This is a genomic window from Actinoalloteichus hymeniacidonis (assembly GCF_014203365.1).
Taxonomy (GTDB): domain Bacteria; phylum Actinomycetota; class Actinomycetes; order Mycobacteriales; family Pseudonocardiaceae; genus Actinoalloteichus_A; species Actinoalloteichus_A hymeniacidonis.
The window spans coordinates 1,751,417-1,763,778 of the sequence record NZ_JACHIS010000001.1; the positions used below are offsets into that span (position 1 = coordinate 1,751,417).

General features: G+C 64.5%; 18 protein-coding genes. 7 read left to right on the forward strand and 11 right to left on the reverse strand.

Annotated elements, in window-relative coordinates; genetic code table 11:
• Positions 1 to 55: 55 nt before the first annotated feature.
• The 5 genes from BKA25_RS07930 to BKA25_RS07950 all read right to left on the reverse strand — a co-directional run bounded on the left by BKA25_RS07930 (position 56) and on the right by BKA25_RS07950 (position 3,705).
• Positions 56 to 1,591, reverse strand: coding sequence for an AfsR/SARP family transcriptional regulator (locus BKA25_RS07930; protein ID WP_069850901.1), 1,536 nt, complete (start codon positions 1,589 to 1,591; stop codon positions 56 to 58).
• 55 nt (positions 1,592 to 1,646) lie between these two features.
• Positions 1,647 to 2,339: a hypothetical protein gene (locus BKA25_RS07935; RefSeq protein WP_157421181.1), complete on the reverse strand. Its 693-nt coding sequence runs from the start codon at positions 2,337 to 2,339 to the stop codon at positions 1,647 to 1,649.
• A gap of 235 nt (positions 2,340 to 2,574) precedes the next feature.
• Positions 2,575 to 2,961 carry a 3'-5' exonuclease gene (locus BKA25_RS07940; protein ID WP_236750332.1) on the reverse strand — a complete coding sequence of 129 codons (387 nt, stop codon included), beginning with the start codon at positions 2,959 to 2,961 and terminating at the stop codon, positions 2,575 to 2,577.
• 130 nt (positions 2,962 to 3,091) lie between these two features.
• Positions 3,092 to 3,274 carry a hypothetical protein gene (locus BKA25_RS07945; RefSeq protein ID WP_157421180.1) on the reverse strand — a complete coding sequence of 61 codons (183 nt, stop codon included), beginning with the start codon at positions 3,272 to 3,274 and terminating at the stop codon, positions 3,092 to 3,094.
• 47 nt (positions 3,275 to 3,321) lie between these two features.
• Positions 3,322 to 3,705 carry a hypothetical protein gene (locus tag BKA25_RS07950; RefSeq protein WP_069850898.1) on the reverse strand — a complete coding sequence of 128 codons (384 nt, stop codon included), beginning with the start codon at positions 3,703 to 3,705 and terminating at the stop codon, positions 3,322 to 3,324.
• A 208-nt stretch (positions 3,706 to 3,913) separates the two neighbouring features.
• On the opposite strand from BKA25_RS07950, the gene BKA25_RS07955 reads away from it, so the two are divergent.
• From BKA25_RS07955 to BKA25_RS07970, 4 genes are all read left to right on the forward strand, one after another.
• Entirely contained in the window at positions 3,914 to 4,153 is a 240-nt protein-coding gene (locus BKA25_RS07955; RefSeq protein WP_157421179.1) for a hypothetical protein, read from the forward strand.
• 303 nt (positions 4,154 to 4,456) lie between these two features.
• Positions 4,457 to 5,302 (forward strand): helix-turn-helix domain-containing protein, encoded by an 846-nt coding sequence (locus tag BKA25_RS07960; protein ID WP_069850895.1) that lies wholly within the window; start codon positions 4,457 to 4,459, stop codon positions 5,300 to 5,302.
• On the forward strand, positions 5,299 to 5,490 hold the full coding sequence (locus BKA25_RS07965) for a DUF397 domain-containing protein (protein ID WP_069850893.1): 192 nt from the start codon (positions 5,299 to 5,301) through the stop codon (positions 5,488 to 5,490). The genes BKA25_RS07960 and BKA25_RS07965 overlap by 4 nt, the downstream gene beginning before the upstream one ends.
• Before the next feature lie 48 nt (positions 5,491 to 5,538).
• Complete coding sequence (locus BKA25_RS07970; RefSeq protein ID WP_069850891.1) at positions 5,539 to 5,736, forward strand: DUF397 domain-containing protein; 198 nt, start codon at positions 5,539 to 5,541, stop codon at positions 5,734 to 5,736.
• Between the two features lie 88 nt (positions 5,737 to 5,824).
• Here BKA25_RS07970 and BKA25_RS07975 read toward each other — a convergent pair whose 3' ends face one another.
• Positions 5,825 to 6,334 (reverse strand): CGNR zinc finger domain-containing protein, encoded by a 510-nt coding sequence (locus tag BKA25_RS07975; protein WP_069850890.1) that lies wholly within the window; start codon positions 6,332 to 6,334, stop codon positions 5,825 to 5,827.
• A 99-nt stretch (positions 6,335 to 6,433) separates the two neighbouring features.
• On the opposite strand from BKA25_RS07975, the gene BKA25_RS07980 reads away from it, so the two are divergent.
• A complete protein-coding gene (locus BKA25_RS07980) occupies positions 6,434 to 7,300 on the forward strand; it encodes an alpha/beta fold hydrolase (protein WP_069850889.1) in 867 nt (288 codons plus the stop codon).
• A gap of 126 nt (positions 7,301 to 7,426) precedes the next feature.
• Here BKA25_RS07980 and BKA25_RS07985 read toward each other — a convergent pair whose 3' ends face one another.
• On the reverse strand, positions 7,427 to 8,281 hold the full coding sequence (locus tag BKA25_RS07985) for an alpha/beta hydrolase (RefSeq protein ID WP_069850887.1): 855 nt from the start codon (positions 8,279 to 8,281) through the stop codon (positions 7,427 to 7,429).
• 284 nt (positions 8,282 to 8,565) lie between these two features.
• Between BKA25_RS07985 and BKA25_RS07990 the strand changes: the two genes are divergently transcribed.
• Positions 8,566 to 9,162, forward strand: a complete 597-nt coding sequence (locus BKA25_RS07990; protein ID WP_069850885.1) for a TetR/AcrR family transcriptional regulator — start codon at positions 8,566 to 8,568, stop codon at positions 9,160 to 9,162.
• Positions 9,163 to 9,303: 141 nt separating this feature from the next.
• Positions 9,304 to 9,603, forward strand: a complete 300-nt coding sequence (locus tag BKA25_RS07995) for a hypothetical protein (protein ID WP_069850883.1) — start codon at positions 9,304 to 9,306, stop codon at positions 9,601 to 9,603.
• Between the two features lie 56 nt (positions 9,604 to 9,659).
• Here the strand turns inward: BKA25_RS07995 and BKA25_RS08000 are convergent, their stop codons facing one another.
• From BKA25_RS08000 to BKA25_RS08015, 4 genes are all read right to left on the reverse strand, one after another.
• A complete protein-coding gene (locus BKA25_RS08000) occupies positions 9,660 to 9,992 on the reverse strand; it encodes an immunity protein CdiI family protein (protein ID WP_157421178.1) in 333 nt (110 codons plus the stop codon).
• Between the two features lie 309 nt (positions 9,993 to 10,301).
• Complete coding sequence (locus tag BKA25_RS08005; RefSeq protein ID WP_157421177.1) at positions 10,302 to 10,778, reverse strand: hypothetical protein; 477 nt, start codon at positions 10,776 to 10,778, stop codon at positions 10,302 to 10,304.
• A gap of 159 nt (positions 10,779 to 10,937) precedes the next feature.
• Complete coding sequence (locus BKA25_RS08010; RefSeq protein WP_069850880.1) at positions 10,938 to 11,585, reverse strand: CoA transferase subunit B; 648 nt, start codon at positions 11,583 to 11,585, stop codon at positions 10,938 to 10,940.
• Positions 11,582 to 12,328 carry a CoA transferase subunit A gene (locus BKA25_RS08015; RefSeq protein WP_216637749.1) on the reverse strand — a complete coding sequence of 249 codons (747 nt, stop codon included), beginning with the start codon at positions 12,326 to 12,328 and terminating at the stop codon, positions 11,582 to 11,584. The genes BKA25_RS08010 and BKA25_RS08015 overlap by 4 nt, the downstream gene beginning before the upstream one ends.
• Between the last annotated feature and the right edge of the window lie 34 nt (positions 12,329 to 12,362).

A 12,362-nucleotide genomic window follows, 5' to 3' on the forward strand; every position in this document is an offset into this window, starting at 1 on the left:
TGCGACAGTGGTGACGTCCCATCATCGGTTGATAAATCCGCGATATACGACCAGCTCAGGCCAGGGTCGCCGCCGTAGCGCCGAAGTAGGAGCGAACGAAGGTCGGCAACCGGTAGCGACCGCGCACCACCGGGTCGATCAGGTGGACATCGGCCAGCGCTTCCAAGGTCATCTCGATCACACCCAGCCCGCACCCGGACAGTGCGGTGGCCTCCATGCTGGTGATCTCCTTGGCTCCCCGCTCAGCGAACACCAACAGCAGCCGCCGTTCGTGGTCGGCGAGCCGTTGTGCCGCCTTGGCCAAGGGGTTCAGCACCGCACCGCAGTCCGAGGGGATGGATTCGCCCATGCGGTAGCCCAGGTCCGCCTGCTGTAACAGCATGTCGATCGTCCAGTGCGGCCTGGCAGCCAACTTGCTGCCCGCCACTCGGATCGGGCCCGGCAGACAGGATGCCCGGTCTAGCAGCTCCTCGGCTTGCGTCAGTTCCGCATCGAACCGCGCATCGCCAAGCAGGGCGCGAAAGAACTCGCGGGCCTCGCCCGATTCCAGCCCTGCGATCTTCACCCAGGTCATGCCAGGTATCCCGTTCAACCTGCGTACGCTCGTGACGATCAACGCCGAACCGGGCGTTGCAAGATCGTGGACCTGCTCGGCGCATTCGATGTCATCCAACACCACCAGGAACCGCTTGCCGCGCGCCTTCTCCCGCCACAGCGCGGCCTTGTCACCGGACGCACTCTCCACGCCCACCGCCCGGAGTAAATCGTCGACGACATTGGCACCTCGCACGAAGAACCAGCCATCCGGGTAATCGTGCTTGACGGCATGCGCCACCCGCACAGCCAGCGAGGTCTTGCCGCTGCCCTGCATGCCGGTGATGCCGACCGGGCCCGGCAGCGCTGCCACGAGCTGCGCGATCTCGCGCGCTCGTCCGGTGAATTCGGCGAAGTCGAGCGGCAGCTGGTCGGGCTTGGCGACGTGCTTCAGTGTGCCGTCCAGGATCGCCTGGTGGACCTCGCGTAACTCCGGCCCCGGCTCGATGCCGAGTTCGGCAGCGAACAGGACTCGTGCTTCATGGAACTGGTCGAGTGCTTCGGCCTGTCTTCCGTCGCGGTAGAGCGTGTGCATGAGCAGGGCTCGCGGATGTTCCCGCAGCGGATGCTCGTCGACGTGCCGCTGTAGTTCGAGGGTGTTCAATTCGCGTTCGAGCCGATCCTCCTTGGCCTTGAGCCCGCGTTGGGCGAGCCGGAGGCGTTGCGCGTCGAAGTATCTGCTGTGCAGGCCTTCCAGCGGTTCGCCCGCCTCGTCGTCGACGATCTCGGTTCGGATGGTGTAGCCGCCGTCCTTCGCAGTGAGGTCCAACTCGGGCAGCAGCTTGCGCAGCTTGTACACATACGTCCGCACCGCCATCACTGCGCTGGGCGTCGGATCGTCCCAGACCATGCCGATCAGCTGGCCGACGCTCAGTCGAATGCGGTTGTTCAACAACAACGCCGCCAGGATCGCGCGCTGTTGTCGTGGCCCGAGCGGAATCTCGTCCTCGTTCCGCCAAGCGCGGACCGGACCCAGCAGGCTGAAGCGCAGACTCATACCACCGTGCAACGCGCGGCGGGGTTGGTGGCTTCCCGCGATCCGGCGGTGGGGTTCAGTCGTTTGCAGGCGTCACGCGAAGACCGGGCGGTACCCGGAGCCATACGGTGGATTCCGCATCCCAGCCTCGGAGTTCGGCAATCCCCAGTGGAGTCGACACCGGGAAGTTCTGGACGGTCAGAAGTCCTTTGGCGGTCAGATGTACGGCGTGAAAATCGGCAGCGACAGTCGACCAGTCGATCCCCACCCGGCCGTTCTGCGTGTCGCCCGGATAGCGCAACACAAGCCGGGTGAAGTCGTCGAGGGAATCAATCTGGTAGAGCGCGCAACTGCTTGCATCGAAATGAACTGACCACGGATCTCGGCTCTCATGAGAAAACTCGGCTTGTTCCCATCTTGCCCAAGCGCTCTCGCCGCTGGGAAGGTATGACGAGGTCCAGGCCCCACCTGCGGGCTTCTCGGAGATTTCTGCCCCGAGGTGCGAGGCCAGACTTCCGATGGGCCCGAATTCGCCCGTCTTGGAGAACCGAGACTGCGGAGTGCCCGGTGTCGGCTGCGCGAACCAGCCGGTACTCATCCGCCCCAGGACGACGTCAGCGACGGCATCCAGGTCGGGAGCAAGGTGCGGCAGGAATTCGTCCCGCGAATGTCGAAGGCTTGCGGCGAAGGTTATCTGATGATAGAGATGAGCATCGTCAAAGCGCCGCAAGCTCTCGACGTCATCCGCGAATCGCTTGCATAGTTCCACGAGAACCGGTCCTTTAAGAGTTCCCGAACAAGATCCTTTACTCAATGCGAAGAGCCCCTTCAGCTGCGGTTGTTCCCGACACTCGGTCGCGCAGTGCCTCCAGACTCGCGGCTTTGGTGGCCAGTAGTACGAACAACCGCGCCGTGACCAGAGCGTCATACGTCGCCCGGTGCGGGTTGAGACCATCCGGCAGGCCCTCGGCCAGGTCGTATGCCTGGACCAGGTTGCCGAGTCGTTAGCTGCCCAGGCCCGACACCAATCGCCGCGCCAGCTTCAGCGTGTCGAATACCTCAGGTGATTCCCACTCGGGGAGCTTGCGGCGCAGCACACCAAGGTCGACGTGTGCGTTATGCGCGACCAGTGCGTCAGCGTTAAGGGCAGCCAGCACGTCGCTGGCGATGTCTCGGAATGACGGGGAGTCCGCAACGTCCTTGTCCGTCAAGCCATGAATGCGCGTGGCGAAAGGTTTGATCGCGGTGGCTGGCTTCACCAGCCAGCTCAGAGGCTCCCCGACGATCCCACCAATCACCGGCACCGCAGCCAGCTCCACAAGGTCAGGCGGATGCTGGCCGTTGCCCTCGACGTCTACGACCACGAAACTCAGGCTCGTCCAGTCAGTCATCGTGCTTCTTGCCCTTCCAACCGATTTCGGCACGCCCGTGCCGATGCTTATGGTGCGGGTGGCGTACGTCGTGAACCTGAAAACCGAGGGCTTGCTGTAGGGGTAGCAGCGGCCAGACCACGCCCGCTGCTCAATCCTCGATAGGCGCGTCCTTGGGCTTCCGGCGGACCGGGACCTCGTGGGTTTTCTCGTGTTCGATGCTCTCGTTGACGGTGGGGTCTTCGCGGGGGCAGTAGTAGCAGGTGCGGGAGCGGCGGTGCATGACCTCGCGGTCGGTTTCGTCGGGGCGCTTTTCCATCCAGGGTTTCAACATCGGTGGTTTCTCCTCGCCGGAGGCGTTGGGGTGTCGGGAAGGCGCGGTCAGGCGGCTGTTTCCGCTGTTAGGTGGGTGACGACGCGGTTCATGGCGGCGGCGAGTTCGGGGCGGTGCGCGATGTTCCAGTGCCGGACGACGGCGTCGCCTGCGGTGAGGGTGAGGGCGGCTTGCGGTCCGAGGATGCTGATGCGGAGCTTGCCGATCTGGTGTTGCCTGCCGATCACGGGGACTTCGACGGCGGAGGCGGGGCGCTCGGTGATCAGGGTCGCCAGGGCGACGCCCGCGGCACGGCGGGTGAGGGCAGCGAGTCCTCGGCCTCGGACGGCCACGGCCACCGATTTGCTGGGGCGGTCGGCGACCAACACCAGGGATTCGGGGCCGGTGGTGAGGGAGCGGACTCCCACGGTGATGACGCAGGGGATGGTCACGACTGTCCTCCGCAGGTGGGGCACGATTGGTGGGCTGTGAGGTAGGGGCGGATGCGGCGGGCGCGCAGGCGGCGCAGGGTGCCGATTCGGCGGAACGCGGGCGGCTTCGTGGTGCTGGTCATCGGGCTACCGCCAGGTGTCGGACGGGCGTGGGCTCGTGGTGGGCGGCGAGGCAAGCGGCGCAGGGCTGCCAGTCGTAGAAGCAGATTTGCAGCGGAGTTCGGTTCAGTGGGCGGAATGGGCTGCGGGGATCGCAGACGGGGACGACCTCGGGGCCGCAACCGTGGCGGGCATCGGCGAGGTGGGTGTCACCTCGGCCGAGGGTGCGGACATAGAAGAAGCGCATGGCGAGGTCTCCGGGAAACAGGACGGACAGGGCGGGACGGGTTCGTTCGGGCCGATGCGCTTGACCATCGCCCCGCACACCGCGACGGCAACCGAGCCATAAGCCGGATCGTGGACGTGTTCCAGCCGCCGAAACACCCCGGCATAGCGGCGAACCGGCGTTGATGTGACGGGCAACCGGCCCTCGGAGAGAACGGTCATTCGGACACCGCCCAATAGAGCTGGAGGGCGGCGTAGGTGGCGCCCATGAGGCACAGGACGATCAGAACTACGGTCATGCGATCAGCTCCCGTGTGACGATTCCTGGCTGTTCCGGGTCACGAGATCGATGCTGATGCCACCGTGGCATCACGGTCAAACGGTTGAAACTCTTTCACGGAGTGGCAGATCGATTACGGTGTGCCACATGAGCCGTGTCACGAGAACACCTCGGGCCCGGGCGCTCGGGCATTCGCTCCGAACGCTTCGGGAGCAGAAGGGAATGTCAGCGCGGGAGGTAGGGCGCCGGATCGGGGTCCACTCGAACACCATCTCCCGCTACGAGAACGCCACCAAAGTGATCTCAGTGAACGAGGTCTCGGCTCTCCTGGGAGCAATGGAATGTTCACCCGAAGAGCGGAACCACGTACTCAAGTTGACCGAGGACATCGGGCGCCCCAACTGGTACGTGTCTCAATCACACATCCCTGATCAAATGTCGACGCTGATCATGTACGAGCAGGAAGCGGCAGCGATCACTGCCGTCTCTCTTGTGCTGATACCAGGGTTGTTGCAGACACGCGACTACGCTCGTGCGGTCATCTCGCCTGTTGTTCCCGCTTCAGATCCGCTGGTTATGTCGCGCATGGGCCGTAAGGACGTTCTAGATCGCGAGAACCCAGTCCGGTTGACGGCGGTTCTCGACGAGGCTGTCCTCAGCCGCGCGGTCGGCGGACCTGCGATCATGGCCACCCAGCTGAGGTACCTGCTTCGTCAAGTTGAGAGGGGCGTAGTTGATGTGCGTGTCCTGCCCTTCAGCGCTGGTGTGCACGCTGCAATGTCGGGGCCGTTCGACGTGCTTGAGTTCGCCGACGCCTCGCCGATCATCTACGTGGAATCATTGGCACGGGGAGAGTTCGTCGATGAGGCCGACGATGTGAACCGCTTCCTGGCAACGCGGGATACCGTCATCGGTGCTGCGATGAACACTGCCGATTCTGCTGCGCTCATCGCCGCTCGTGCAGAACTTCACGCTGAGAGCGAGGCATCGTGACGTTACACCTGAAGGGTTGGCGCAAGAGCACCTACAGCGGAGCGCAAGGCGGCTGTGTCGAGGTAGGACATTGCGCTGACATCGTTGGCATCCGCGACACCAAGAACCGTGATGGCGGAACGCTGATCGTCGACCGAGCGGTGTTCGGGGCCTTGCTGTCCTTAGTCAAGGCGGACAGTCTGAGATAGCTGACGGCAGCAGCCCCGGCCGCCGCACCATCGACGAATCGAGGCACGATGACGTTGCATCTCACGCCGGATCGTTGGTGGACCTCCACTCGGACAGCCCAACTGGGAGCCTGCGTCGAGATCGGCGTAGGAGTTGGTGTCATCGGCATCCGCGATACCAAGGACCGCGATGGCGGGACGCTGCTTGTCGACCGTGCGGTCTTCGGCGCGTTCGTGGCCTCGATCAAGGCCGATCGGCTCGATTGACCTGGTAGCAAGGCACACCGTCAGCGGCTCCGTCGCCTCCGGGTGGCGGAGCCGCTGTGTTCTGCCGAACCAGGCTCACCCGGTCGACTCATTCCGCCGAAGCAGCCCCGCGACTGCGTTCGTAGTGCCGTCTGGCCTTCATTCGGTTGCCGCAGGTCGCCATCGAGCACCAACGGGCCTTGTTGGGTTTGCTGCGGTCCAACAGGAACAGTCGGCATTCCTCGTTGCCGCACGGGCGTAGTCGTCTGGGAAGGTTCTCGGTCACCCATGCCCAGACCAGCACCACCCGCGCCGACAACCGCGCGTCCGGTTCGGTGACGAGTTCCCAGCTCAGGCCATCTTCACTCAACCTCGGCCGTTGATAGGTGCCGTCCAGGGTTTCGGCGAGCACGGTCGCTGGCGCCTCGCCCAGTACGACTCGGGTCAGCTCGGCGCGAAGGTGTCGCAGGTTCTCCGCCTCGCGCGGTGTTCCGGTGCCGCCGTGCGCCGTCGACCATTCGCGCGCCGCCCGATCGTCCGACAGCGCATCGTGTTCGACGCCGTCCTTGATGGGGCGGGAGTTGAGCAGCGCCAGCAGTAGTTCGGTGTCCTCGACCATCGTCAACCTAACCAGTAAGAGTCGTTGACAAGGTTAGCACGAGCGGTCTACGGTCGACCGCATCAAAGCTAACCGATAAAAACATGCAAAGGGGTTAGAATGGCTGAGGTTCATTATCGGACCGCGACCGTCGCAGGTCATCGAGTCTTCTACCGGGAGGCCGGGCCGAGTCAGGCGCCGACCGTGGTGCTGTTGCACGGCTATCCGACCAGCTCACACATGTTCCGCGAACTCATCCCCGCCTTGGCCGACCGCTATCACGTCATCGCCCCGGATCTCCTCGGCTTCGGCCAGTCCGACGCCCCCTCGGTCGACGAATTCGACTACAGCTTCGACGCGCTCGCCGATGTCACCGCTGAGCTGCTGGACACACTCGGCATCACGAAGTTTGCGATGTACGTGCAGGACTACGGCGCCCCCATCGGTTGGCGGCTCGCGCTGAACGCGCCCGAGCGCATCACCGCGATCATCAGCCAGAGCGGCAACGCCTACGAAGCCGGTTTCGTCGAGCCGTTCTGGGCGCCGATCTGGGCCTACGCGGCCGATCCCAGCCCCAGCAACGAGGCCGCGCTGCGTGGCGCCCTCGGCCTGGATGCGATCCGGTGGCAATACCTGCACGGCGTCGCCGATCCCAGCCTGGTCAGCCCCGACACCTGGACCCACGACCACGCCCTGATCCAACGACCCGGCAACGACGCGATCCAACTGCGTCTGTTCCGCGACTACATCACCAACGTCGCCGGCTACCCGCGCCTGCACGAATACTTCCGCGAGAGCCAGGTGCCACTGCTGGCCGTCTGGGGCGCCAACGACGAGATCTTCGGCCCCGACGGCGCCCGCGCCTTCGCCGGAGACCTCCCGGACGCCGAGATCCACCTGCTCGACGCGGGACACTTCGCCCTCGAATCCGACTTCGACACCGTCACCGGCTACATCCGAGGATTCCTCGGGCGAGTACTCGAATAGGCGTCGGACCAACGAAACACCGTGGACCGGCGCCGATGTGGTCAGCCCATCGGCGCCGGTCGTGGTGGCTGAGCCAGTGGAAATCCCTCCGCGGTGGGCTTCCCCGCTGTCCCCGGTGATCAACACCTACCGGGCACGGCAGGTCCTGAGGTAGCTGAGGAACGAAGCCGATAGGCCGGTCACGTGCGTTTCGCGCAGGACTGCGCTGGTGACGGCTCCGCTACGGGAGCCGAGGCGGTGCAGGAGGGTGGCCGTGTTCTTCGTCATGCTTTGGTAGATCGGCAGCTCCCCGAGGAGTTCTTGCTCGTTGAGGGTCACGTGGAGCTTGGCGGCCTGCCGACTGTCACCCATCTCGCGGAGCTGAGCGAAGACCTGACTGTCCGCACTGGCAACGCCGGGACTGCCCGCTCCGATGCTCTCGAAGAGTGTGCAGCCGCTGAGCCAGGTGTAGAGACTGAAGAGCCCGCCGTAGGAGTAGCCGAACAGGCCGTGACCGGTCGGGGCGGTGTCGTAGTCGCGTTCGATCCTCGGGTGCAGTTCCGTGGTGAGGAAGCTCAGGAAGGCATCGGCGTGGGTGTCGCGCAATGCGGCGAGGTAGGCATCGGATTCCTCGCGCGTCCTGGCACCCGATTGGAATCCCAGCTCCACGGCGTCGATGAACTCCTGGGCGACGGGCTCGCCAGGTGGCACGAGGTCCCTGTTGCGCAGTCGATCCCAGTGCTGTGCTTCCTCGCCTGCGTAGCCGACGCTGACCTGGATATAGGGCTGGAGCGGGCCCATGGGGTCCAGCTGGGTGACGATGAGTGGAGCCGTCATGCCCACGGCGAAGTTGCCGTCGAGCACATAGACGGCAGGCGTTCTCGTCGCGGCGGGATCGTAGCCCGGTGGCGTGGTGACCCAGATGCCGTAGTCATGCCCGCCGCTGGAACGCATTTCGAAGTAGTCGGTGTTGGCGAGGCAGCCCTGCCACATCGTGCTCATCGGAGGTCCTTCTCAATTCGGCCGGCCTGGAGAACCAGGACGGGATCGGCGAACGGTTGCGGGTCCTCGCGCGGGTTGCCTTCGCGGAGCACGGGGTCTGCCTGCCGGGAGCGCTGACCTTCCCCTCGCCGGCGAGGCCGGGGGTCGACCAGGCTCGTCGACGACCGCCGCGCCGACTACCTGAGCAGGTCCCACGGTTGTTCCCTTCACCGTTGCGAGCCTGCTGCGACCATGGGCGACGCAACCCGGCACGCAGCTTCTTTTCCAATGGATAAACTTCGGGAGTGGTCTTGTCAAGCGCAGAACGCAGAGGCGATGCACGCGAGCGTCTGCTGGCTCGGCTTCTCGACGCCTTCGATCAGGCGCTTCCCGCGCCGGAGGTGTCGCTCCGCGAGATCGCCGCCCGCGCCGAGACCAGCCATGCTCTGCTGCGATATCACTTCGGCTCGCTCCCGGGTGTCCTGGCAGCCATGCTCGAAGCGCAGCGAGCTCGGGACAACGAGGCGCTTCTCGAGACCGCTCAGCAGGGCACCTTCGACGACCTCGTCATGGCGATCTGGCGGACCTACACCCGTCCGGAACAGCTATCGCGGGTCCGAGGCTATTTTCACGTCGTGGGACTGGCCGCGTACCGCCCCGCGGACTTTCGTGAGTTCATCGACTCGAACGACGACCTGACCAGGATGCTGGCCTCGCTCGCGGAACGCGAGGGGCTCGACACCGAGGAAGCGCTGACCCTCGCCACCGTCACCATTGCCGCGATTCGTGGCCTGCTCCTACAGGAGATTCTGACTCCAGCAGTCCAGCCGGAGGACGCGGTCGCCTTGATCCTGCGCATGAGCCAGGGTCGATCCGTTGCGCGGACGCGTTCGGAGCCGTGAATAGGGGGATTCCTTGTGCCATTCCGTGAGCCCTCGTGTGGTGACAGCCGAGGCTTCCGCTAGAACCGCAGCGGCGATCGTCCCGAATCCGCCGGCCGGTCGGCCGAGACGCTGATATCGCTGTGAACGAAGGAGAAATCCATGCGTCCGATGCCTCGCCCCGCCGAATACGGGCAGTGGGACGAGTTGCCGGACGTCCCCGAGGTCCCGACGTCCCGAATGGGCGATCTTGCGGTACTCGACGTCCGGGAACGACTGATCCGGCTGATCGACCGGCGGCGGTCCGAGGACGCGCGCATCGCCGAGTTGGAACAGCAGTGGCGGGAGCGCGGCGGTGTCGGCGAGAGCCCGTACGAGGTGTCCCGGCAATGGGTTCGACGGCAGACCACCGAGGGCGCCCTGATGTTGGCGGGCATCCTCGACCGACTCCTGCGCAGCTGATGAGCGCGACCCCCTTGAAAGCCGAGGAAGGCCATGCATCAACGGGGCACAGGTGGTTATCGAATAATGCACGTCCCCTTGGTGATGCTGCCGTCGGCACGATAATCAACCGCGCTTACGACCGGAGAACCTTGGACGATCCGTGCCGCCAGCACCTTGCCCTTCTCGATCCAGGCACGTTCGGCCTCGGGTGACGAGAAATCGGACTCTCTTGGGTCAGCAGAGTTGTAGATGCTCTGAAATTCGTTGTCCCAGTCGGTGATTTGCGAGATGAGCTCATCGTTGAGTTTCAAAAATTCACCGGCATCATCTATATCATGATTAGTCCCTGATTCGTGTGCGTCCCCGGCATCGTAGTAAAACGGTCCCTGCGTGAAGCCGGCAAGCATTGATATCATCATGTGGTTTAGCCTTTGCTAGTTTCGCTTTGGTTTCCATTTCCGGCTAACTGGATACGCGGTTACAATGTAACCATTTTCGCCCACGACGATGCATATGTAGCGCTTTTCGCCGTCGTGGTCTACTTCGTAGACTGCACCGTCCTTTCCTTTGCTGCCAATTGGGCTAGATTTTTTGACAAGGTCGAAAATAACTTCGACGATGCGATCTTCAGGTATGCCGATCTTGGCAAAATCTCCCGGCCGATCATCTCGCAAAATGTGCGTTATCCCAGATCTTTTTGGATCCCCCGTTTCTAGTCAAACCAGGTGACCCAGTCGGTGTCGACCCATTCTGAGAAGTTTTGCTGGGCTGATTTTCGTTCCATTTTTTCGTAGTTCCGCGATTTCCTTAGCATAGCGGCCGGTAAGCGCTGGTGGATCGGATTCTTCGCCGGTCGATGCTGGCACGCGGCCCGTCCTGCCAGTGTTAGCGGCTGATGGCCCGATCAGCTTGCCGGTCTCGGCAAGGCCGTGTCCGGCGAGCGTATGGCAGTAGCCATCGAGTAGGTCCCGGGCCTGGCCGAGTAGGGCATGGGCAAGTCGGACGTCAGCGGTGGCGGCGGTGCTGCGGTGGTGCGCCGAGGTGACGCAGTCCTGAGTGGATCCGGCTGTCGCGGCGGCGAAAACAGCAGTGGCGTCCTCGATGGCGTTATCGGCTCGGGCTGTAGCTCGGCGGGCCTCGGTGAGCAAGGCATGGGCTTGGCGGAGCTGTTCCACAACGTCGGTGACCGACACCGTTCAGGTCCTCACTCTTCGTGTCGATCCAATGGTGTCGTATCGACACGGACAGTGGTCATCCGGGGTCCGGTGCTGCACATGAATACCGCTGGCCTGCTAAGGACTGCGGCCCCACCCCGCGCGAGCGGGGCCGCAGTCGAACATCAAGCGAGATCTCTAACCCTGCACCGACTCCGCCACCCGCAGCGGCACCCCGGTGCCCGCGCGCACCTCGTCGACCGAGACGCCCGGCGCGCACTCGACGAGTTCGAGGCCGTCCGGGGTGACGTCGATGACCGCCAGATCGGTGATGATCCGATCCACACAAGCCTTACCGGTCAGGGGAAGCGTGCATTCGGGCACGATCTTCGGGCTGCCGTCCTTGGCCAGGTGTTCCATCATCACCAGCACCCGCGCCGCGCCGTGGACCAGGTCCATTGCGCCGCCCATGCCCTTGACCATCTTGCCCGGCACCATCCAGTTGGCCAGATCGCCTGCCGCGCTGACCTGCATCGCGCCCAGTACCGCGACGTCGACATGCCTGCCTCGGATCATCGCGAAACTCTCCGAGGAACCGAAGAACGCCGCCCCCGGACGCACGGTGATGGTCTGCTTGCCCGCGTTGATCAGATCGGCGTCCACCTCGTCCTCGGTGGGGAACGGGCCCACCCCGAGCACGCCGTTCTCCGCGTGCAGCACCACGGTGATGTCCGCCGGGATGTATTCCGGGACCAGCGTGGGCATGCCGATGCCGAGATTCACGTACTGCCCATCGGTCAGTTCCTCGGCGACCCGGCGGGCGAGGTCCTCCCTGCTGCGGCTCATCGCGTGGTCCTCTTCTCGATCGGCTTGGCGATATCCCCGACATGCACGACGCGGTGCACGAAGATCCCCGGCGTGTGGACCTCGGCCGGATCCAGCTCGCCCGGCTCGACGAGGTTCTCCACCTGCGCGATGGTGATGCGACCGGCCGCCGCGCACTCCGGGTTGAAGTTGCGGGCGCTCGCCCGGTAGACGAGGTTGCCGTGTCGGTCGCCCTTCCAGGCGTGGACCAGCGCGAAGTCGGTGACGATGGCGTGTTCCAGCACGTACTCCCGGCCGTCGAAGGCCCGGACCTCCTTGGGTGGGCTGGCCACCGCGATACCGCCATCGGGGGCGTAACGCCAGGGCAGTCCGCCGTCGGCGACCTGGGTTCCGACGCCGCTGGGTGTGTAGAACGCCGGGATGCCCGCGCCGCCCGCGCGTAACCGCTCCGCGAGGGTGCCCTGCGGGGTCAACTCCACTTCGAGTTCGCCGCCGAGGAACTGGCGGGCGAACTCCTTGTTCTCGCCGACATACGAGCTGATGGTGCGCCGAATGCGCCCGTCGGCCAACAGGATGCCGAGGCCGTGGCCGTCGACACCGCAGTTGTTCGACACCGTCTCCAGATCGGTGGCGCCCTGCTCGTATAAGGCGGCGATCAACTCGGCGGGAATGCCGCACAACCCGAATCCACCGACCGCCAACGAAGCGCCGTCACCGATGTCGGCGACCGCCTCCGAGGCGCTGGCCAGGACCTTGTCCATCATCGGACACCTCGCCGAGCCGAGAGGGACTGCGGCG

Bases quoted from the DNA above. Each gene is read 5' to 3' on its own strand.
- BKA25_RS07995 (WP_069850883.1), top strand. From the start codon at position 9,304: ATGCGTCCGATGCCTCGCCCCGCCGAATACGGGCAGTGGGACGAGTTG.
- BKA25_RS07975 (WP_069850890.1), bottom strand. From the start codon at position 6,334: ATGGTCGAGGACACCGAACTACTGCTGGCGCTGCTCAACTCCCGCCCC.
- BKA25_RS07970 (WP_069850891.1), top strand. From the start codon at position 5,539: ATGACGTTGCATCTCACGCCGGATCGTTGGTGGACCTCCACTCGGACA.
- BKA25_RS07930 (WP_069850901.1), bottom strand. From the start codon at position 1,591: ATGAGTCTGCGCTTCAGCCTGCTGGGTCCGGTCCGCGCTTGGCGGAAC.
- BKA25_RS08015 (WP_216637749.1), bottom strand. From the start codon at position 12,328: ATGATGGACAAGGTCCTGGCCAGCGCCTCGGAGGCGGTCGCCGACATC.
- BKA25_RS08010 (WP_069850880.1), bottom strand. From the start codon at position 11,585: ATGAGCCGCAGCAGGGAGGACCTCGCCCGCCGGGTCGCCGAGGAACTG.
- BKA25_RS07985 (WP_069850887.1), bottom strand. From the start codon at position 8,281: ATGAGCACGATGTGGCAGGGCTGCCTCGCCAACACCGACTACTTCGAA.
- BKA25_RS08000 (WP_157421178.1), bottom strand. From the start codon at position 9,992: ATGCTTGCCGGCTTCACGCAGGGACCGTTTTACTACGATGCCGGGGAC.
- BKA25_RS07945 (WP_157421180.1), bottom strand. From the start codon at position 3,274: ATGTTGAAACCCTGGATGGAAAAGCGCCCCGACGAAACCGACCGCGAG.
- BKA25_RS07940 (WP_236750332.1), bottom strand. From the start codon at position 2,961: ATGACTGACTGGACGAGCCTGAGTTTCGTGGTCGTAGACGTCGAGGGC.
- BKA25_RS07980 (WP_069850889.1), top strand. From the start codon at position 6,434: ATGGCTGAGGTTCATTATCGGACCGCGACCGTCGCAGGTCATCGAGTC.
- BKA25_RS07960 (WP_069850895.1), top strand. From the start codon at position 4,457: ATGAGCCGTGTCACGAGAACACCTCGGGCCCGGGCGCTCGGGCATTCG.